The following is a 19515-nucleotide window of genomic DNA, read 5'->3' as shown; positions in this document are numbered from 1 at the left end:
ATATATTATTTAAGAATTGTTTATCCGCTGCTGAGCCTGGGCAAGGATTGATTGGGCGACGCTTTCATCAATCCCTTCAATGTCCACAAGTTCCTCCAGAGGAGTGATCGATAGTTCCGCGAACGTTTGGAATTCATTTTGTTTCAGAATTTCTATGATATTGCTGTCGATGCCAACCAGTTCGTCGACGAGGATATCCTGCTCATCCTCATCTTCATCAGCCTCCGCATCAATTTCTACTTCCTCGGCGGCTTCTTCAACCATTTCCTCTTCAGGAGCAGTCGCAACTTCTTCCATTTCCTCTGTGTCTTCTGCAGAAGTGGTCTCTTGAACCTCTTCCTGAGGGTGCTCTGCATACTCTTCGTGTACCAGCTCCAGAATGGCCTCTGCCTTTTTGGGACCGATGCCGGGTAACAGGGTCAACCCTTTCACTCCCCGGCTCAAGGCTTCCTTAAAGGATACAACGTCTCCGGCAAACAGAGCGGACATGATTTTTTCGCCCAACCCCTTGGTCTCTTTGATAAGATCCAAAAAGTCCTGCCGGGTGGACACTTTTTTGGGAGAAAAAAGTCCTCCCGAATCATGAACTGTGGTGGCTTCCCCTTCTCCATGGATATCTATTTTCCATTTCACCAGCTTGGCGGCCAGACGCACGTTTTGCCCTTTTTTGCCGATGGCAAGAGACATCTGATCGTCGGCTACAATAATGGTCATGCTCCTCGCCGGCTCGTTCATGATGATCCTGGAAATTTTAGCGGGACTGAGGGCGTTTCTTATAAAAGCTTCCGGATCTTCCGAGTACTCGACGACATCAATTTTTTCCCCGCGCAGTTCCTGAACGATGGCTTGAACCCGCATTCCGCGCATTCCCACACAGGCGCCGACGGCATCAATATCACGATCATTGGTTCTGACGGCGATTTTAGTGCGCCCATTGGGCTCCCGAACGATGCCCATGATTTCGACCATGCCTTCGCTGATTTCAGGGACTTCCATTTCAAAAAGGCGTTTGATCAATCCCGTATGGGTTCGGGATAAAATGACCATGGCATTTTTGGCGGTCTTTCGTATATCCAGGACATAGGCGCGAATCCGCTCTCCGCGATTAAATGTTTCCCGAAACACCTGCTCCCTTCGCGGCAATATCCCTTCGGCCTTTCCAAGTTCGACAATGACATCACCGTGCTCGTAGTGTTGCATGATGCCGTTGATCAATTCACCCTTTTTATTGACAAATTCTTTGTATATCTGGTCAATTTCAGCTTCGCGTACTTTCTGAATAATAACCTGTTTTGCCAGTTGGGCCGCGATTCTTCCGTAGTTTTCCAGCACCTGCTGGACCAGTACCTGCTCCCCAAGTTCTACTTCAGGGACGATGGCTTGCGCTTCTTCAAGGCTGATTTGTTCGTCGGGAAGGGTGACCTCCTCGACCACGGTTTTGTCGGCGAAAATCTCCACCTCGCCTGTTTCTTCATTGAACTCACTGTGGAGTTCTTTGGAGTGCGGCATTCGCTTTCGGGCGGCAGCTTCCACGGCGCTTTTGAGAGCATTGATCAAAACGCTTACATCCAGGCCTTTTTCCCTGGCGATTTGTTCTATAAGACTGAGGGTTTCGGTGCTCATGATTTCAATTGTTAAAATTCAATGATTAGTTTTGCTTTAGCGATTGTATCCAGCGGGATTTTTATTGAGGCGCCGTCCTCATTCAAATAAAGAACTTTTTCCTTGCAGTCCTGGATGATTCCTTTAAAACTTTTGCGGTTTTCTATAAGAGAAAAGGTTTTGATTTCCGCCGGTTTATCCCGATACCTTAAAAAATCTTTTTCCTTTTTCAAAGGCCGATCCAGACCGGGGGAGGAAACTTCTAATACAAATGGATTTGCAATGAGTTCATCAATTTCTATCGTGTCTTCAATGTGACGGCTGATTTTTGTACAGTCGTCGACAGTGATCCCCTGGTCTTTATCTATAAAGACCCGCAACGTCCAGATTTTTCCTGTTTTTTTGTATTCAACATCCACCAGCTCCAGGGACTCTTCCCGAATGACAGGTTCAATGATCTCTATAATCGATTCGGTGATCGAGGCTTTGGGCATGTTCAAAAATTAAATCCCGCCAGTGGGTTTTATTCCCTGTAGCTTGTACGGCTTTTAAACGAAAATCCTTGTCGGATTTTCCGTCCACTTGCGGCTGGGTCGTTGATTGGATGAATGCTATTTTTATCTAAATCGGGTGGTGATCCGGTGATTTAACCAATTATCCGCCTGCCGATGGCAAAAAAAAATGCGGGGATATAAACCCGCATTCCGCGCACGAGCTCTAAATTTCAAGTAGATTCTACTAAAAGAGGTACCGGGTTGCAAGAGAAAGTTTCGAGCGGGGGAAGTTGTCAGGAAGAAAGGCTCTTAAGGATTTCAGGAATTTTTTCCAATACCTCTGGAAACTCATACAGCTCAGATTCACTGGTTTTTCTTATTTTAATCTCAACTTTTCCGGCTTCCAGGTTTTTAGGGCCGATAATCATTTGCAGGGGAATGCCCAGAAGATCGGCATCTTTCAGCTTGACCCCCAACCGGTCGGGTCGGTCATCCAGTAAAACCTCCAAATTTTGATCTAATAGGGCTTTGTAGGCGGAATCACAGGCATTTTTGATAGCGTCAACGGAATAATTGGTCGGGATGATATGGACGGCGAAGGGAGAGATGGCGACAGGCCAGATAATTCCGTTGTCATCATGATTTTGTTCGATGGCGGCGGCGGCCGTGCGCCCGACACCCACCCCGTAGCATCCCATAACTATTTGATTTTCTTTTCCATTATGGTCCAGAAAGACGGCGTTCATGGCTTTGCTGTATTTGGTCCCCAAAATGAATATGTGGCCCACTTCAATCCCGCGTTTTACCTTGTAGGTTCCGGAGGCGCATCGGGGACACGGTTCGCCCTCAATCACTTGACGGATATCAGCGATTTTTTCGGTTTTAAAGTCTCGACCCATCTGAACCCCGGTAAAATGGGTGTCCATTTTATTGGCGCCGGTCACAAAATTGTGGAGAACCTCCACTTCCCGATCGGCAACTATTTTCATCTTTAAGCCCACAGGCCCAACAAACCCGCACGGGACAGCAGCCTGCTCTGCGATGATCTTTTCGGCGGCGGGATGCATCCATTCAGCGCCGACGAGGTTTTTTAGCTTGATCGGGTTGATCTCGTGATCCCCACGGACCAGAGCGGCGATCAGGCCCTGATCGGATTCAAACAGGATGGTTTTGACAATTTGTCGGGGCTGGATTGATAAAAATTCGGAAACGTCCTTCACCGACTTTTTCCCTGGAGTTACAACTTCTATGAGTTCGTCCAATTGGGAGGGCGTGGCGGCGGGGGGAGAGGGGGCCTTGGCTTCGGCGAGTTCGAGGTTGGAAGCGTAGTCGCAGGAATCGCAAAAACCGATATGGTCTTCTCCTGAGTCGGCCAATACGGCAAATTCATGCGAGAAGTTGCCACCGATGTTCCCGGAATCGGCTTCGACCATTTTAAACTCCAACCCACAGCGCTGAAAAATGTTCGTGTAGGCACCGGCCACATTCTTATAGGTTTTCTGGGCATCGGCGTCGTCGGCATGAAAGCTGTAAGCGTCTTTCATCATGAACTCGCGCCCGCGCATGATGCCGTAACGGGGACGGACCTCGTCCCGGAATTTGGTTTGAATTTGGTACATTAGGAGGGGAAGCTGGCGGTAGGACTTGACCTCTTTTCTGACAATGTCGGTGATGATTTCTTCATGCGTCGGCCCATAGCAAAATTGCCGATTGTGCCGGTCCTGGATTCTCAGGAGTTCTTTGCCATAAAAATCCCAGCGTCCGCTTTCCTGCCAGAGTTCCGCCGGTTGGATGCTGGGAAGGTAGACTTCCTGGCCTGCAATGCGGTTCATTTCCTCGCGAATGATTTGTTCTACTTTTTTAAGGACTCTAAGACCCAGCGGAAGAATGGAATAGATTCCTGACGCCACCTGGCGGACCATTCCTGCCCGCACCATCAACTTGTGACTGATAACTTCCGCATCTGCGGGGGATTCCTTGAGTGTGGGAAGGAACATTTTGGAATAATGCATAAACCTTGTTTCTTTCTTTAAGACGTATAAATTTGAGTGAGAGTGTTGTCTTACAGGAATTTGTTGGCCAGGGCAATGTCTTCTTCCCGGTGAATCTCCAGCCAGCCTTTGTGAATTTCCAGAAAATGGATGACAAATCCGCGATCGATCATTTCCTGGATCAAATCCGTGAAGGTGAAATCCGCTATATCAGCGGCTTCCTGGAATTTCCCTTTATAGTTTTGTACGCAATCCTGATAGGTCTGGATAAACTGCTCGGCTCCGGTTTTTGAAAATTTTGCCAGCCCAATAAACTCATGGGTTGCGGTTTCCGGGTTGATCTTGTTGCCGATCTTGGCAATGCTGTTTTCGTAATCGACGCTGATGCGTCGGCGGCTGGGTTGATGCTTGTGTTTGCTGATGATGAAATCCAGCACTTTTCCATCTTCTGCCCGCTGATATTGAATGGTGTTGTCCGCCACCAGCACGATATCTTCCCGGCAATCCGTCAATTTGGTGACGATATGATTTTCCAGAAGGATGTCCGAGTACAGCATGAGGAAGCCGTTATTCATCTTTTCCCTGGCCGTAAAAATGCTGTGCAACATGGAGCCATTTTTATAAGCCGAATTTTTTAAAATCGTCGCACCTTCGGCCTTCATCTGGTCCGCGGCGTAGCCGGCAACGACGGTGATGTCGTTGAGGTTTCCCTTATTCAGTGTGTCGATTTGCCGGTCAAGGAGGGTCATTCCGGCGATTTCCATCATGGCTTTGGGCTTGCCGTTTAGCAGCGGTTTAAAATGCGGGTCTTCCCCGGCGGCGGGAATGATGACCGGCAGATTGGTCGAGAGTTCGTCCTGTTGATCTTTTTCCTTGATGTCCAGAAAGCCAACGGCTTTAAAAATTTCACGGACTGGCGAGCACAAAGGGTCCGCCTCAAATGACCTCTGGTTGAGGAGAAGGGTCTTGCTCACTTCCAGCATGGATTTATAGGCACTGCGCAGCAGATGATTGGCATAAATGATGACACGGAAACCGGCGGCGCTCAATTCATCTTCGGTGATGGTGTTGTAGGTTGTGGGAACGCAGATGAGCGGTTTGTCGAGTTTGAGTTCGTTCAAAAGATGGCGGTAGCTTTCCGCAAAACTCAGAATTTCATCCGGGCTTTTGGATTTGGAGTGGATCATGATCCCATCGACTCCGGCCAGCAGATAAATTCTTGCACGTTCCAGTGCGTCTTCCAGACCCATGCCTGCGATCAGGCTTTCCAGGCGGGCGATGATCATGAAATCATCGGTGGCCAGGACACTTTTTCCCCGGCGGATTTTTTGCGCGAATATTTCCGGTTCCTGCAGAGTCTGCTTTGTTCCCGCTTCCAGGCTGTTTCTTTTGGGAAACACCTTGTCTTCTATGATGACCGCAGAAACCCCCGCGCGTTCCAGCTTGGTAACCATGTATTCGAAGTTGTTGGCATCGCCGCCTGTATCTCCATCGACGATCATGGGCTTGTGAGTGACCGCAAGAATCTCATGAATGGTGTGCAACCGGGAATCAAAGCTGATCACTTCAATGTCGGGGTGACCCTTGGAAGCGGAATCGGTCAGACTGCTTTCCCAAATGGCGTCGAACTCACGGGTGACCGGTGTGTTATCACAGATGCCTTCCACTCTGGCATCGTTGGCGACAATCCCGCTCAATCCGTTATGAGCTTCCATGACACGGACGGTTTTGCCTGCATGCAAAAGGGATTTGAGTTTTCCGCGACGAATTTCAGGGAGCGTGTTATTAAGTAAAGTCATTGGTCTCTATCGGATGATTATGGTTTTTCCAGACGTTCACGAATCCATGATGGCACATAGATGGTCTCCAGATCAAAGTTTTCCAGGGCTTTCAGGATGACGACAACTTGCTCTTCAGGCTCCAATTTTTTGTCCAGAATAATGAGGTTATTTCCTTTTACTTTGCATAGTCCGCTTTGAATGGAAAGTTCCTCGTCAGCCAGATTACTGAACTCAATTTCGATGGAACATTTCGCGGCCACGGATTTAAGATCTTCAAGCTGGGCAGGGATGTCCATTCTAGCTCGCGGAGTGGGAATTATATCTATTGACTGTCCTGAAGGCTAGCTGATAACTCGCATGATATCGTTGTAAAAAGCAAACACCATCAGGCTGAGCAACATGAAAAGGCCGACCTGCTGTGCCCGCTCCCGGCTCTTCTCACTGAGAGGTTTGCCTTTGACCATCTCAATGAGAAAAAATAAGATGTGCCCGCCGTCCAGGATGGGGATCGGCAAAAGATTCAGCAGTCCCAGGTTGATGCTCAATAAAGCCGTCAGTCGGACCAATTCGTTGAACCCTTGTTCCGCCTGTTCGCCGTAAATTTGAAAGATTAAAATGGGGCCACCAATGGTGTCGGCGGGAATCGACCCCGCAATCATTTTCTTGATGCTGACCGCGATCAGATAAATCAATCGTCCTGTTTCCTGCAAGGAGCGACCGATGGCTCCCAGGGGACCGTAGCTTTCCTCGGCCATTTTCCCGCTCATGCCAATGCCGATGACGCCGATTTCGACTTTATTGCCTTTTTCATCATCCACGACTTTTGACTCAGGAGTCAGAGGAATCACGAGTTCCGCCCCCTCCCTGAGAACGCGAAAGTTCAGTTCTTTTCCGGGCTTATCCACCGCAGCAGGTTTGAGGTCGCTCCAGCCGAAAATAGGTGTGTCGTCGACTTTAAGAAGCTGGTCGCCGACTTTCAGTCCTGCCTGATCGGCGGCTGAGCCCTCCTTGACAAAGGTGATGTCCCGCACCAAAGGCGTGATGCCAATGAGCCCCACTTTCTCCTTGTCCCCAAACAGATCGGTGATTTCTTCGGTCACCGGGATGATGGGAAGGGTCAGAAGGCTGGTTTCCCTTTCTACTTCAAAAAGGAGAGATTTTCCCGGTGAAGCGTGAACAATATTTTGCAGTTGATCCCAGAACTCAACTTTTTGGCCGTCGATGGCAACGATCTTGTCTCCGGCTTGAATGCCTGCTATCTGGGCGGGGGATTCCGGTTTGACGGTGCCTGTGACCAGGCCCAGGGTTTGCACCCCGGCCAGATAAACGCCCCAATAGATGAAAATCGCAAACAGAATATTAAAGAGTGGGCCGGCAAAGGCGATGGCCAGCCGATGCAGTACCGGGGCGCCGGCAAACGAACCTTCCTGGTCCACGGAATCGGCTTCAAAATCTTCCCCCTTCATTTTCACGTATCCACCTAAGGGAATGGCGGAAAGCAGATACTCTGTGCCGCCCCGGGTCACGCTGAATATTTTGGGGCCAAAGCCCAGGGAAAACTTTTCGACCACCACCCCGACTTTTATGGCGACCAGAAAATGCCCTAATTCGTGAACAAAAATCAGGGCCGCGAGGCCGGTGAGAAAGATCAGCATCTTGATCCCAAAACCCATAAAAGCATCGAGGGTCATTGCAGACAATTCGAACATATTATTGATTTCCTGGTGATTTATTATTTGGCGGTGTAATCCAGCAACTCTACATCTTGAGGGATTTTGAACCGGAAGGTCTCCTCCGGGATTTTTACGTTTACCTTGATGTCGCTGAATTGAATCTCTGTCTTATTTCCTAATTTATCATACACGCTTGATCCGACGATTTGGTAGTTTTTATTATCCGCAAACAGCACCAGACGATCCAGGCTGTTGTCTTCCTCAATGGGAATGAGGTCAACGAGGATCAAGTTGTTTTCTTTTGAAACTTTAACAACATTGAAGGTGTCCGATAATTTGCCTTTTCCGGCAAGAAATAAAGCCGGGGTGTTGGAGGAGTAAATACTGTCCAACGGGGCTTTTGTCACTTGCTTCTCATCGGGAATATATAACCAAAGCACCTTGTTGTCGCTCACCAGAACTTGCGGGTCCGGGGCGTTATAAATCCATTTCATTTTTCCCGGTTTCTTGATCAGGACATCGCCTTTGGCTTCGAGAGCCTGGTTCATCGTTTTTACATACGATTTTTGCAGGAATTTTGCGGTGAACGTGTTCACGGATTCGTATTGCTTCTGAATGGCATCCAGGGCTGTTTGCTCTTCACCGGCCCAACTGTTGGCACAAAAAAAGAGGCTCAGTATTAAAATGGAGAGAAGGATTTTTTTCATATAGATAAGCGTGGGGTCAGGGGTTAATTTTCTTTTGCGTGATCCTTCTTCCAGACAGGGTGAGCCGATCTTCAATGATCAGCTGAATGGTCCTGGGGTAAAGGAGATGTTCCTGCTCTAGTATACGTCGGGATAATTCCGCTTTATCATCTGAGTCATATATGGGGACAACGCTTTGCAGAATGATCGGCCCGCTGTCGACGCCCTCGTCGACAAAATGCACGGTGCATCCAGAAAACTTGACTCCATGATCCAAAGCCTGTTGTTGCGGATGCAACCCTGGAAATGCAGGCAACAGCGAAGGATGGATATTAACTATTTTCCCCGCAAATGCCTGGATGAATTCTTTCCCGAGAATTCGCATGAACCCGGCGAGGCAAACGAGATCTACGGATTCGGCTTTCAGCAGGTCCAGCATTGCCTGATCATACTCCTCTTTGCCCGGAAATGATTTGGGGTCGATGAATACGGTTTTAATTCCTCTATTCCCGGCGCGTTCCAAAGCAAAAGCGTTTTTTACATTGCTGATGACCAGGGAAATTTTTGCGGTGAGAGCCCCATGTTCTATCTGATCTATGATGGCTTGCAGGTTGGATCCGTTTCCCGAAACCAGTACCCCAAGTTTAAATTCCCTGGATCCCATTCAAACTTTCTGAAAAAAGCCCTCAAAAGGCAGATTTTAAGTGCACGGATCGCAAGGGATTCCATGCTTTTTACATGAGCTTACCATTAAATATTCAGATAAATCAATGGATGGACAATTATTTGCCTCCCAATGCCCTTATGATTGATTTGGATCGTTTATCGGGGAAAAATAATTATTATTACAAATGGGAATAAACTCAAGGTTTGCCCGCTCTTTATTTGTGGAATTCGAAATTCATGTTTGAATTCCATCCCTTTTTGCGATCCGCCTGCCGATTTTAAACTCCCTGGCAGGCGGATTTCTTTTTCCCCGCATACTGTTTTTGTCCCGATTTTTGAAGTGTTTTCCCGCCACGCATATCTTTCTAATATTTTTAAACTCATTTAAATACAATAATTTAATTAAATTTTTTGGCTCTCACTGTTAGAATAGTTATATCCCTGAGACGAAGTTTTATAGATACCTCGGATACCTGTTCTGGAGAGGAACGGAGGGAAATGTTTCCTTGCCGATTCTTAGCTTTTGTGGGCTCTGGGGCCTGACAGATAATAACTGATGAACTTGAACGGTGAAATCATGTTGAAAATGAATAGACAGCGCTATTTAATTATTTTTTCCCTGTTCACGCTTTTTTTGCAGCCGCCTTTAGCTTTCAGCGATCAAAAAACTGATTTATTGTCTGCGGTTTATCAGGGTGACTATAAAGAGGTTGGAAATTTGCTTTCCGAGGGAGTGGATCTGGAGTCCCGGACGGCCAAGGGGAGTACCGCTCTTATTGTAGCGGTGGCGGGAAAACATCACCGGATTGCGGATCTTCTTTTGGCCAGGGGGGCCGAGGTCAACGCCAGAAACCGCTACGACGATACCGCTCTCATTCTGGCCTCCACAGTGGGAGATAACGGTTTAGTCAAAATGCTCCTCGATCAAGGGGCGGATATCAATGCCCGGAATATGTATGGTTGGAGTTCGTTGGCAAGGGCCGTCCGCTATGGCCATGAAGAAACCGTGAAACGGTTGATAGCCCGTGGAGCGGATCTGGAGTCAACCATTAAGGGAGGCTCCACGCCTTTGTTGATTGCCATAGGAGAAAACCATTTTGGCGTGGTGCATGAATTGGTGGAACGAAAAGCCAATGTCAATGTCCAAAACCAGCAGGGGATGACTCCCTTGCAACAGGCGGTATTCACCCGGCGGTCGGATATCATCAAGCTGTTGCTGGAACATGAGGCGAATCCTGAAAACATCAATTCCGCCGGTGATACGGTACTGGCCCTGGCAACTGCACGGGGGTTGACGGATTGCATGCAAGTTCTTATCGAAGGTGGGGCTGACATTCATGCAAAAAACAACAAGGGCTGGACAGCTCTGGCTCAGGCCGCAAAGCATGGCCAAACGGAAGCCGCAAAAATTTTGCTCGCTCATAAGGCTGATGTGAATACGAAGAGTAATGGTGGAAGCACGCCGCTCATGTTGGCGGCGCAGTTGGGGAATATTGAATTTGTCAGGACGTTGCTGGAACGGGGCGCCGACCTTAATGCCAAAAGTAAAAATGGCGCCAGCGCACTCATGAGCGCGGTTGCGGGGGGAAACTCACAGATGGTTCAGGAGTTGATAGCTTCGGGCGCGGATATCAATGTCAGGTTGGAAAATGGTTCCACCGTTTTGATGGTTGCCGCAGAACGGGGACAGATTGAAACGGTCCATGTGCTATTGCAGCATGGAGCGGATATTCATATCCGCAGCAAAAAAGGCTGGACACCTCTAATGGGGGCGGTTGCCGGCGGATATCCTGATTTGACCAGACTTCTTTTGCAGAAAGGGGTTGACCCTGACGCAAGAAGCAGAAATGGCTGGACGGCTTTAAAGATCGCTTCTCAATTTGAACACAAAGAAATGGTTGCTGTTTTGAAGGAAGCCGGTGTCCGCGAGTGACTGGTTTCTCATTCAGCCGGAAAATAATTATCCCTGTTCATGTGGACGGGCACAGATTTTCCTGGATTATTTTCAGCAGCCCGATGTTTTGCGTGTGCCCCGTTCTGTGGGCTTTGATATGGCCACGAATGGGTTTTCCTAAAAGGTAAAAGTCGCCCAGAATATCCAGAATCTTATGGCGCGCAAATTCGTCCTCAAACCGCAGTTCGGTGTTCAATACCTTTTTGTCTCCCAGCAGAATAAAGTTGTCCAGCTTGCCGCCCGTGGCAAATCCCATTTTTGTCAACTGCGCCACGTCCTCCATGAAGCCAAAGGTGCGTGCGGGAGCGATTTCATTTTTAAAACTGGCCTCTCCATTAAAAACGAAGGTGTAATCCTGAGTGCCGATGGGCTCGGGATATTTCATGTAATAACTGACGGTAAACTTGTCAGCGGGTTCGATGGAAATCATCGGACCATTTTCTTTATGAGGCCCAAATGTGTAGGTTTTATCGATGACGATTTCATCGTAAATTCCATCCTGCTCCTCGAATTCTCCATCCTCGATCAACGCACAAAAATCCTTTGCAGAACCGTCCATCACCGGGGCCTCGTCACCGACCTTAATGAGAAGGTTGATGATCCGGTACATGTGTAAAACCGCCATAATGTGTTCGATGGTGGCCACGGATACCAATCCCTTTTTCAGGCAGGTTGAGTAATCCGTAGACTGCACATTTTCCAACCGCGCCGGAATGGTTTTCCCTGTGGAAATATCTCCAAAAATAATGCCGCTCCCAGGGGGAAGAGGCTGAAGGATGAGCCCGGTCTTGATTCCTGAATGGAGCCCGCTTCCGCAAAGAACCACACTTCGCTTGAGAGTTCTCTGTATCAGGGGAGGAGGGGTGGGCTGTTTGCCGTTGGGTTGCGGGAGGCGAATGGAGTGCCGCTTCAGTTTTTCCTGAAATTGTTTTTTGTCTGTTTTAAGAGCCTTGCAGGTTTTTCCCAGGTCCCATCCGTTTTTTCTCAAGTTGTGGATGATGAAGCCTTTTTCCCAGGTCAGCTCCGCTTCCTGGAACGATTCAAAATGATCAAACTCCTTATGGGAGATTCCGTTCTGGGGTTTTTGAATTTCAGGAAGAATTTTCTGCAATGAAATTTTCCCCTGAGTTGAGCCGGTGATCAGAAGTTTATCCAGGATGTCTCGCAGTTCCTTCACATTTTCCGGCCAATCATAACGGCACAAAGCCGTCAGCGCTTCTTCTTCGACGACAGGAGTGGCGAACTTTTCCCTTTCGGCGCATTCCTCAAAATAATCTTTGACCATCATGGGAATATTGGCCGCATAATCGCGTAGGGGCGGGATCTTAATGGTGGTGTTCTCAAATAAGTCCAATAACTCATTATTAAATTGTCCGGCGGTGGCCAACACTTTTAAATTCTTTGATGAGGAGATTAAAAGTCGCGCGGGAAGAAATGCACAGGTGGACTCGCCTTTCAATTCATGTACGAGCCTCTTTTGGAGATCTTTATCCAGGGACTCAACGTTGCTGAGGTAAACCACGGAACCCTGCATATTGAAAGGTGACGTTTTGGACCCTTTTAGGGAAGATGATTTTTTCTTCTCGTCGGAGAACAAATGGGTCTGAATGTCCTGAGGTTGCCGGACAGCGCAGTTCAGTTTGATGAAAGGACGGTTGCTCTGTTTGCCTTTTCGATGTATGCAATACGCGATGAACTCTTTTCCCGTTCCTTTTTCGCCCAGCAATAAAATGGGGTCATTACTTTGCGAAGCCTGTTGGGTGGCTTTTTTCACTTCCACCATCATTTCAAAACAGAGAGGAAGGTCGTCTTGTGCCAACAGAGTGTTTTCCAGGTTTTCGTGGGTTTTGTGTTTTTCTTTAAAAACGTTTTCGACCGATTGAGTTAGTTTGTCCAGGGAGAAAGGTTTTTCAATGAAGTCAAACGCGCCGAGTTTGGTTGCCTGGACTGCAGTGTCAATGGTGCCGTGACCGGACATGATCAGAACTTCAATTTCAGGATGGTAGGTCTTGACGGTTTTCAACACCTCGATGCCGTCCATTCCGGGCAGCCAGATATCCAGCAGCATCAGATCGGGAGGATTGGATTGAATCATCTCCAAAGCGCCCAGGCCATCCCTGGCGACTGAAACTTCGTATCCTTCATCGGTAAGAATATCCTTCAGCGAACTGACTATATTTTTTTCATCGTCTACGATTAAAACCCGTTCAGTTGGCAACATTTTCTCCGGATATTAAGTTGTGGTTGGCTCAGAGCGTTCAGGGGCCTACAAAAATGCTAAAAGACCCTGTTAAGAATGTTTGATGAAATCCAGGTAATAGATTTTATCCCCGGCATTGATGAAATTATTCTCGTATTTGGATCGGGGCAACTCCCCCCGGCTGCCTCGAAAGACTCCGGATCCCAATTTATTTTTTAACTGGGAGTGGGCTTCAAAAAATTCCAGAATTTCCAGAGCGTAGGGTTCGCTATCGGTTGCAACATGAATTTCTCCGTCAGAAATTAACTTCCCGGTTATCATGTCAACAAAGGGTGGTTTGATCAATCTGCGTTTGTAATGGCGCTTTTTGGGCCAGGGATCAGGAAAATTGATGTAGATGCGGTTCAGATCGTCCTCTTTGAAATAAAGAGGGATTTTTTCCCGCGCATCTCCGTAAATGATGCGGATATTTTTAATTTGCAGTTTATTGATCCGAGTGATCACTTTGCGGATGCCCTTGTGGTAAAAATCCAGCCCGACAAAATTGGTTTCCGGTTCCTTGGCGGCCATTTCAATTAGAAATTTTCCATTGCCAAAACCAACCTCCAGGTGCAGGGGATTGTCATTTTCGAACACGGCGTTCCAGTCCGGGCGGTTTTCCGTGTCCAGAAAAAACGGACTTTCCTGAGCGACTTCTTCAAATGAAATTAAGGGCTTGGATGACATTCAAAATTTATCCTTCAACGCTACCATGAGATTCATGGATGGTGATTATTTTTAAGATTTCAAACTCTTTTTGCTGTCCTGGAAGAGGAATTGTGATCTCATCCCCCTCCTGTTTTCCGAGGAGAGCCCTGCCCACAGGGGAGGCCGCTGAAATTTTGCCTTCATCGGGATTGACCTCTTCCGGAAACACCAGGTGATACTGGACTTCCTTTTTCGTATTGAGGTCCTTCAGGAATAAGGTGCTTCCCAAGCCGGACCGGTCTTTGGGAATACGGTTTACATCCAACGACATGACTTCGCTGATTCTTTGTTGCAACTGGGATAAACGGCTCTCCAGAAACATTTGCCGCTCTTTTGCGGATTTGAATTCCGCATTTTCACTCAAATCCCCATGTTCCATGGCAGTTTTTAATGCTTTAGGAATGTCAACTTTCAATTCCGTTTTAGTTTTTTGGAGTTCCGCATCCAGTTTGTCGAGAATGGGCAGCCTCATTTGTTTACTCTCCGTAAAAAATTCGGACGCTGAGGTGAGGCCCGTGTCCGAACGCAGTTCTAAATTTATATCTCGGTCAAAATTGGACTCCCAAATAAAACCGGACTTTCCTGAAAATTTCCCTCCCCACTATAGGCTGGGTAGAAATGGTTTTCAAGTTTCCATTGTATTTATGTTAAATGCTTTTTTTACCCTTCGTTTGCAAAATATTTGAAATGTTACCCAGCAAACGTCCATCCAGATTTTCATTTGTAAAAACGGATTTTATTAAAGATTCAACTTAATGTAAATTATTGTGTTTTATTATTGAAACCACTTTATTTGCATAGGTTGATAATCCCGGTTGCGTCCTTTTTTTATTTTGCGTAAAGCCTGTTCTCTTACGACATGACTCAGGGATTGGAAAATCCACCCCGGTCTTAAAATCTTACCAGAAAAATCAATGCTTGGTTTTCGGGAATTCGGATTTTCGGAGCAAAATCAAAAAAATGCAAATTAATGAACGAGATACCGCTTTAAGTCCTGAAAAACCGGGTTTTATTTTAGTAAATGAAGAAGAGTGCTCAACGGTATTAGCCAATGTTGCTAAGTTTGTTCAGGATAAAAATATTTCAATGAGAACAAAATCGGGATGGAATGAGTTCTTTGAAAACGAAATATAACAAGGCGCTACACTCGGACAATTTTTACGCTGCGCTCCAAAATTGCCTGTGAGCTTGGTCGTTAGCATTCCGAGGCCTGGTGCGTGATCGTCATATTCGATACAAATGTCTGGATTTCAGATCTTGCGCTGACCTCAAAAGTCGGGGGTGCTGTGCGCTTCTATCTGCGAGGGCAGAAAGCTCACATCGGTCTTCCAGAGGTTGTGAAGCTAGAAACAGAAGTACACCTGCGAACCACCTTGAATGTTGATCTCGGCTGTGACTCTTCGGCCCAGCCAGTGTTTGTCCACACCGTCGCCGATGGATTTCACGACTCCCACAAATTCGTAACCGCACACCAGTGGCAGGGGGACGGGGTAGTCGCCGGAAAACAGGGCAAGATCCGTCCCGCAGATGCCGGCGGTTTCGACGCCGATCACCACTTCGTTATCAGCCGGTCTTAAAGGTTGTCGCTCTTTAATGGCGATGGTTCGGGGAGCGGTCAGTTGAGCGATTTTAGGCATAGGGCAACGATCCTGTTCAATAGTTTCTGTGACCCGGTGGTGATTGATGCTGAGGAACTGCGTGGGTTCTATCGTTTCTTTTTCTTTGATTTTTTATCCTGCCACAGGATCAGCCAGTGTTGAAACAGGCGCAGCGGCTGGGTACCGTTAAATTTTCGGCGTCTGAATTTAGGCGTTTGATCGTGTTGCAATTTGGCGACCACTGTGGACCCCACCGCTTCTTCCACCACCACGCCGCGTTGGGCGTGTTCCAGTTTTTTGGATTCGCAGACACCGCGAAAGGCCACCACCAACCGACAGTCCAGGGGGCGGTCTTCGTAGATGGTGCAGGCCTGATCCTCGCCAAGGAAAGGGCAGGGCTGGTTGATGACCAGGTTGTGCCAGTCGACCTGGTCCAGGTTCTTATTGGATTTTAATACCTCGCGGACCTTGCGGATGGTTTTTTGTGAACGTTCGATAACTGCTTCGAGGTCGATGCCTTTTTCCTGCACCAGATTGAGGATGCCGTCCCATTCCATCTGCGTGAGCGCGACCCCGGTATAACAGCAATGGGCGCAACCTTCTCCGCATTGCAGAGGAGGGGCTTTTTCCCGGTAGGCCTGATCCAGAAGTTTCCAGAACGCCTGCAAAGGAGTGATCTTTTCATCTTTGGCCAGGGATTTTGCGGTCTCGGACATGCGGGCATAGGTTTCCTCAATTTCCTGCTCTGAAAACCGGGCTTGAATGTATTTTATCAGTTCATCCGGCTGCGCCATTCCCTTGATGAACATGCCAATGTTGTCTGTTTGTACGGGCATAGAATTTATGTTCAGTAACACCGGGTAAGCCCCGGCTGGGGTTCGAATAATTTAATGGAAAGGGTAGCACCCCAAGGTTGGGGTTTACAAATTGTTTTTATTAATAGAGGGGTGGTTGTGGGGAAGGCTGAAAGGTCTTATTTTTTCGTTTTCGCAACGTATTTCATCTGCAACTCATAGATCAATTGTTCCAATAGTTTGGCCTCATCGGCGGTGAGATTGCCCTTGGTTTTTTCTTTCAGCATCATAAGCATGTCGATGGTCTGCTGGACCGCAGGCAGGTTTGTTTCGGTCTGTCCGGTGGTCGGGTCGGGCATATCCCCCAAATGATAAAAAGCGGAAGACGTGAGAGACAGTATAAAGGTGGAAAAATCGAGTTGAAATGGAGCATGTTCGTGAACGGTCTCTTTCTGGGAAGCGGGTTTTTTTGCCGCCTCCTGCTCCTGAGTGGCCGCGTCTTCCTCGGAAATTTGCGAGGAGCGTTTGTCCTTGATTACAAATCCTTCACCTTTTAATTCTTCTTCACTCATAGCAGGAATCTCAAAAAAAATTAGGGGGTATCCAGCGTGATGCTGGACCCAATATTGTCGTACGACGGGTTTATGGCCGACTGAACCCTGTTCCGTACGGAATTTTTCCTCCCGCGTAACGGGTTAGCGGATTTCTTCCTCACCCATGAACAAGCGGACCGAGAACCCGAGAACGATCATGATCAATCCCAGCATCAGCGACAGGTATCCGTCCCCTTCAATGAACTGCATATAGGTTTTCTCCAGTATGGGCCATTGCCGGATCAAGCCCGCAAGAACGAAGATGCCTCCCAAACCAAAAAGAACGATTTTCATCCAGCGGATATTATTTGCTCTGGATTCCAGATTTGCATTTTTTCCCGCTTCGGCTGGGTCCAATGAAGCCTTTCTCCCTGGCGATTCAGTTCTTAAAAAAACGCGGATATAGAAGGGTGATCTCATGAGTTTTCTAATCTTCGGAAAGGGTAGCAAATCCAAAAATTTATGTCAAAATAATCGTTTGGGCAGTTGTTGTGGGCGATGGGTTCTGATACATTATGGTGCCATGAGACATATATCCTGTTTTATTTTATTTTTGACCCTGATTTTTGGAGGCTGTTCTGGCGAGCAGATGGCGGTTCGAGCGGCCCTTCCTTTAGTCGAAGGCCAATATGCCTCTATTCAGGAAGAAGCGGACCCCGACCTGGCTGAGAAAGCCATTCCCGCCAATTTGAAAATGCTGGAAGGGTTTTTGAAGGGGGATGAGAAAAATTTGACCCTTTTGCATGCCTTGTCCGAAGGGTTTTGCGGTTATGCCTTTAGTTTTGTTGAAGAGACGCAACCGGACCGGGCGTCTGCCCTGTATCTCAGGGGCAGGGATTACGCTTTGCGCGCTCTGGAGGTGGAGACAGGAATCAAACGAATTGATAAATTGGGCCTGGAGCGATTCAAGAAATCGTTAAGGAAGATGACCGTGAAAAACGTTCCCTCTCTTTTTTGGACGGGCCAATGTTGGGGCGGGTGGCTGATGCTCAGTCTTGATATCCCAAATGCATTCGCGGATGTGTCCAAGGTGGAATTGCTGATGAATCTGGTGTTGGAGTTGGATGAAACCTATCATTATGCGGGGCCGCACCTGTTTCTGGGCGCCTTCTACGGCAGCCGGAGCAAATTATTGGGAGGTGATCCCGAAAAAGCGCGTAAACATTTTATTAAGAGTCTAACTCTGACCAGCAGCCGGTTCCTTATGTCCCGCGTTTTATATGCAAAAACCTATGCCGTTCAGGTCCAGGACAGAAATTTGTTTGAGGATCAATTAAAAGCGGTGATTAAAACCCCGTCGGATATTCTTCCCGAACAGCGATTGGCTAACGAAGTCGCAAAAATAAAAGCCAGACGGCTTTTGAAATTGTTGGGTGAGCTGTTTTGATTCGCTATCTCCACTCCTGAAATTGATTCCCCTGCTGATAAATCCCGGTAAAAAAAATGATGTTCACCTTTTCTAATTCTATGCGAAAGATATTTTCGTATGGCCTCGTCCTTGCGACCGCAGGGTTTCTGCTGTTGAGTCCTGGGGTGTCTTTCGCAGAGGGTAAAAAAACCCGTATCAAGTTTGCGACCCTGGCGCCTGAGGGATCTTCCTGGATGAAGGAAATTCGCCGACTGGCGGATGATGTGGAAAAAAATACGGATGGCCGCGTTACCTTCCAGTTTTATCCGGGGGGCGTCTCTGGAGATGAGAGAGATGTCATTCGCAAAATGCGGATTGGGCAGATTCATGCCGCCGGTTTTACGGGCGTAGGGTTGGGGGAGATCCTGCCGGAGGTGAGAGTCCTTGATTTGCCGTTTCTTTTTAATACGGATCAGGAGATTCAGCACGTCTACGAGAAAATGAACGGTTATTTTACCGATAAGTTTGAAGAAAATGGATATGTCCTTTTGGGCTGGGTGCCGGTGGGCTGGGTGCATTTTTTTTCCACTCAGGAAATTCATTCTGTTGAAGATATAAAAAAGACCAAACCCTGGATGTGGGAGGGGGACCCGCTTGTGGAAGAAACCTACAAGGCCCTCGGCGTAAAACCAGTGCCTCTGTCTGTGACCGATGTGTTGATGTCCCTGCAAACGGGACTGCTGGACACGATTTATGCTTCGTCTCAGGGAGCATTGGCCCTGCAATGGTTTACCAAAGTGAAGTACATGTCGCAGCTCAGGATGGGGTATGCAACCGGCGCGGTGTTGATTTCCAAAAAAAAATTTGACAGTCTTCCAGAGGATTGCAAACCGATTCTGAAAAAACTCAGTGAAAAATACCTCAAACAGTTGGTGCAAACCATCCAGAAGGACAATGGCAGTTCCATTAAAATCATGCAGGATAACGGAGTGCAGTTGACTGAGTTGCCGGAGAAAAAGGTCATTGAAGAATTTCATCAGGCCGGAGCCGTTACTAGAAAAAATCTTGCAGGTAAACTTTTTTCACCCAAACTCCTGGAGACCGTATTGAACCACCTACAAGAGGTAAAATAATATCTGGTGAAAATCGTGTCCACGATAATCCCGAACTTCTTCCCTCTGCCGAATCCACTGCAAGAATTTCCAGATCTATTGATTTTGAGTTCACCTCTCTCTGAAAAAGCTCACCCGCGATCTATTTCAATTTAAATGTTTGATTTTCCTATTACTAGTTGATTCCTTTCGGGAAAACGTATATAAGAAAATCACACAAAATATTATGTTTGTTCCTATGCAGGCATCCCCCTAGCGAAATGGGTGTCGGTTGTT

General features: G+C 47.5%; 19 protein-coding genes. 4 read left to right on the top strand and 15 right to left on the bottom strand.

The features are described 5' to 3' along the window. Nucleotides 1-9 precede the first annotated feature (9 nt). The 8 genes from nusA to purN form a co-directional block, all read right to left on the bottom strand. A complete protein-coding gene (gene nusA / locus O3C58_10260) occupies nt 10-1623 on the bottom strand; it encodes a transcription termination factor NusA (protein ID MDA0692242.1) in 1614 nt (537 codons plus the stop codon). A gap of 11 nt (nt 1624-1634) precedes the next feature. Further along, on the bottom strand, nt 1635-2096 hold the full coding sequence (locus O3C58_10255) for a ribosome maturation factor RimP (protein MDA0692241.1): 462 nt from the start codon (nt 2094-2096) through the stop codon (nt 1635-1637). A 293-nt stretch (nt 2097-2389) separates the two neighbouring features. Next, nucleotides 2390-4108 carry a proline--tRNA ligase gene (locus O3C58_10250; GenBank protein ID MDA0692240.1) on the bottom strand — a complete coding sequence of 573 codons (1719 nt, stop codon included), beginning with the start codon at nt 4106-4108 and terminating at the stop codon, nt 2390-2392. 50 nt (nt 4109-4158) lie between these two features. Continuing rightward, nucleotides 4159-5886: a phosphoenolpyruvate mutase gene (aepX, locus tag O3C58_10245; protein MDA0692239.1), complete on the bottom strand. Its 1728-nt coding sequence runs from the start codon at nt 5884-5886 to the stop codon at nt 4159-4161. Nucleotides 5887-5903: 17 nt separating this feature from the next. Beyond that, nucleotides 5904-6164 (bottom strand): hypothetical protein, encoded by a 261-nt coding sequence (locus O3C58_10240; protein MDA0692238.1) that lies wholly within the window; start codon nt 6162-6164, stop codon nt 5904-5906. Nucleotides 6165-6209: 45 nt separating this feature from the next. After that, nucleotides 6210-7577 (bottom strand): RIP metalloprotease RseP, encoded by a 1368-nt coding sequence (rseP, locus tag O3C58_10235; protein MDA0692237.1) that lies wholly within the window; start codon nt 7575-7577, stop codon nt 6210-6212. A gap of 23 nt (nt 7578-7600) precedes the next feature. Continuing rightward, on the bottom strand, nt 7601-8248 hold the full coding sequence (gene lolA, locus O3C58_10230) for an outer membrane lipoprotein chaperone LolA (protein ID MDA0692236.1): 648 nt from the start codon (nt 8246-8248) through the stop codon (nt 7601-7603). A gap of 16 nt (nt 8249-8264) precedes the next feature. Next, on the bottom strand, nt 8265-8891 hold the full coding sequence (purN, locus tag O3C58_10225) for a phosphoribosylglycinamide formyltransferase (protein MDA0692235.1): 627 nt from the start codon (nt 8889-8891) through the stop codon (nt 8265-8267). A gap of 558 nt (nt 8892-9449) precedes the next feature. Between purN and O3C58_10220 the strand changes: the two genes are divergently transcribed. Beyond that, nucleotides 9450-10826 carry an ankyrin repeat domain-containing protein gene (locus tag O3C58_10220; protein ID MDA0692234.1) on the top strand — a complete coding sequence of 459 codons (1377 nt, stop codon included), beginning with the start codon at nt 9450-9452 and terminating at the stop codon, nt 10824-10826. 37 nt (nt 10827-10863) lie between these two features. Here the strand turns inward: O3C58_10220 and lpxC are convergent, their stop codons facing one another. The 3 genes from lpxC to O3C58_10205 form a co-directional block, all read right to left on the bottom strand. Then, entirely contained in the window at nt 10864-13068 is a 2205-nt protein-coding gene (gene lpxC / locus O3C58_10215; GenBank protein MDA0692233.1) for a UDP-3-O-acyl-N-acetylglucosamine deacetylase, read from the bottom strand. A gap of 69 nt (nt 13069-13137) precedes the next feature. Next, on the bottom strand, nt 13138-13773 hold the full coding sequence (trmB, locus tag O3C58_10210; GenBank protein MDA0692232.1) for a tRNA (guanosine(46)-N7)-methyltransferase TrmB: 636 nt from the start codon (nt 13771-13773) through the stop codon (nt 13138-13140). A 7-nt stretch (nt 13774-13780) separates the two neighbouring features. Then, the gene (locus O3C58_10205; GenBank protein MDA0692231.1) at nt 13781-14266 is read right to left on the bottom strand and encodes a transcription elongation factor GreA; all 486 of its coding nucleotides are present in this window, start codon (nt 14264-14266) and stop codon (nt 13781-13783) included. Nucleotides 14267-14754: 488 nt separating this feature from the next. Here O3C58_10205 and O3C58_10200 point away from each other — a divergent pair, with 488 nt between their 5' ends. Continuing rightward, nucleotides 14755-14928 (top strand): hypothetical protein, encoded by a 174-nt coding sequence (locus O3C58_10200; GenBank protein MDA0692230.1) that lies wholly within the window; start codon nt 14755-14757, stop codon nt 14926-14928. A 209-nt stretch (nt 14929-15137) separates the two neighbouring features. On the opposite strand, the gene O3C58_10195 is transcribed toward O3C58_10200, so the two are convergent. The 4 genes from O3C58_10195 to O3C58_10180 all read right to left on the bottom strand — a co-directional run bounded on the left by O3C58_10195 (nt 15138) and on the right by O3C58_10180 (nt 17136). Then, nucleotides 15138-15431: an alcohol dehydrogenase catalytic domain-containing protein gene (locus tag O3C58_10195; protein MDA0692229.1), complete on the bottom strand. Its 294-nt coding sequence runs from the start codon at nt 15429-15431 to the stop codon at nt 15138-15140. 68 nt (nt 15432-15499) lie between these two features. Beyond that, nucleotides 15500-16228, bottom strand: a complete 729-nt coding sequence (locus tag O3C58_10190) for a YkgJ family cysteine cluster protein (GenBank protein MDA0692228.1) — start codon at nt 16226-16228, stop codon at nt 15500-15502. 137 nt (nt 16229-16365) lie between these two features. Next, complete coding sequence (locus tag O3C58_10185) at nt 16366-16758, bottom strand: DUF1844 domain-containing protein (GenBank protein MDA0692227.1); 393 nt, start codon at nt 16756-16758, stop codon at nt 16366-16368. Nucleotides 16759-16881: 123 nt separating this feature from the next. Then, nucleotides 16882-17136 (bottom strand): hypothetical protein, encoded by a 255-nt coding sequence (locus O3C58_10180; GenBank protein MDA0692226.1) that lies wholly within the window; start codon nt 17134-17136, stop codon nt 16882-16884. Nucleotides 17137-17302: 166 nt separating this feature from the next. Here O3C58_10180 and O3C58_10175 point away from each other — a divergent pair, with 166 nt between their 5' ends. Continuing rightward, on the top strand, nt 17303-18166 hold the full coding sequence (locus tag O3C58_10175; protein ID MDA0692225.1) for a TRAP transporter TatT component family protein: 864 nt from the start codon (nt 17303-17305) through the stop codon (nt 18164-18166). An 80-nt stretch (nt 18167-18246) separates the two neighbouring features. After that, nucleotides 18247-19260, top strand: a complete 1014-nt coding sequence (gene dctP / locus O3C58_10170; GenBank protein MDA0692224.1) for a TRAP transporter substrate-binding protein DctP — start codon at nt 18247-18249, stop codon at nt 19258-19260. The last annotated feature ends 255 nt before the right edge of the window (nt 19261-19515 follow it).

The sequence above is a fragment of the Nitrospinota bacterium genome (genome assembly GCA_027619975.1).
In the GTDB taxonomy this organism is placed as follows: domain Bacteria; phylum Nitrospinota; class Nitrospinia; order Nitrospinales; family VA-1; genus JADFGI01.
This window is presented reverse-complemented; position numbering and strand designations above follow the sequence as displayed.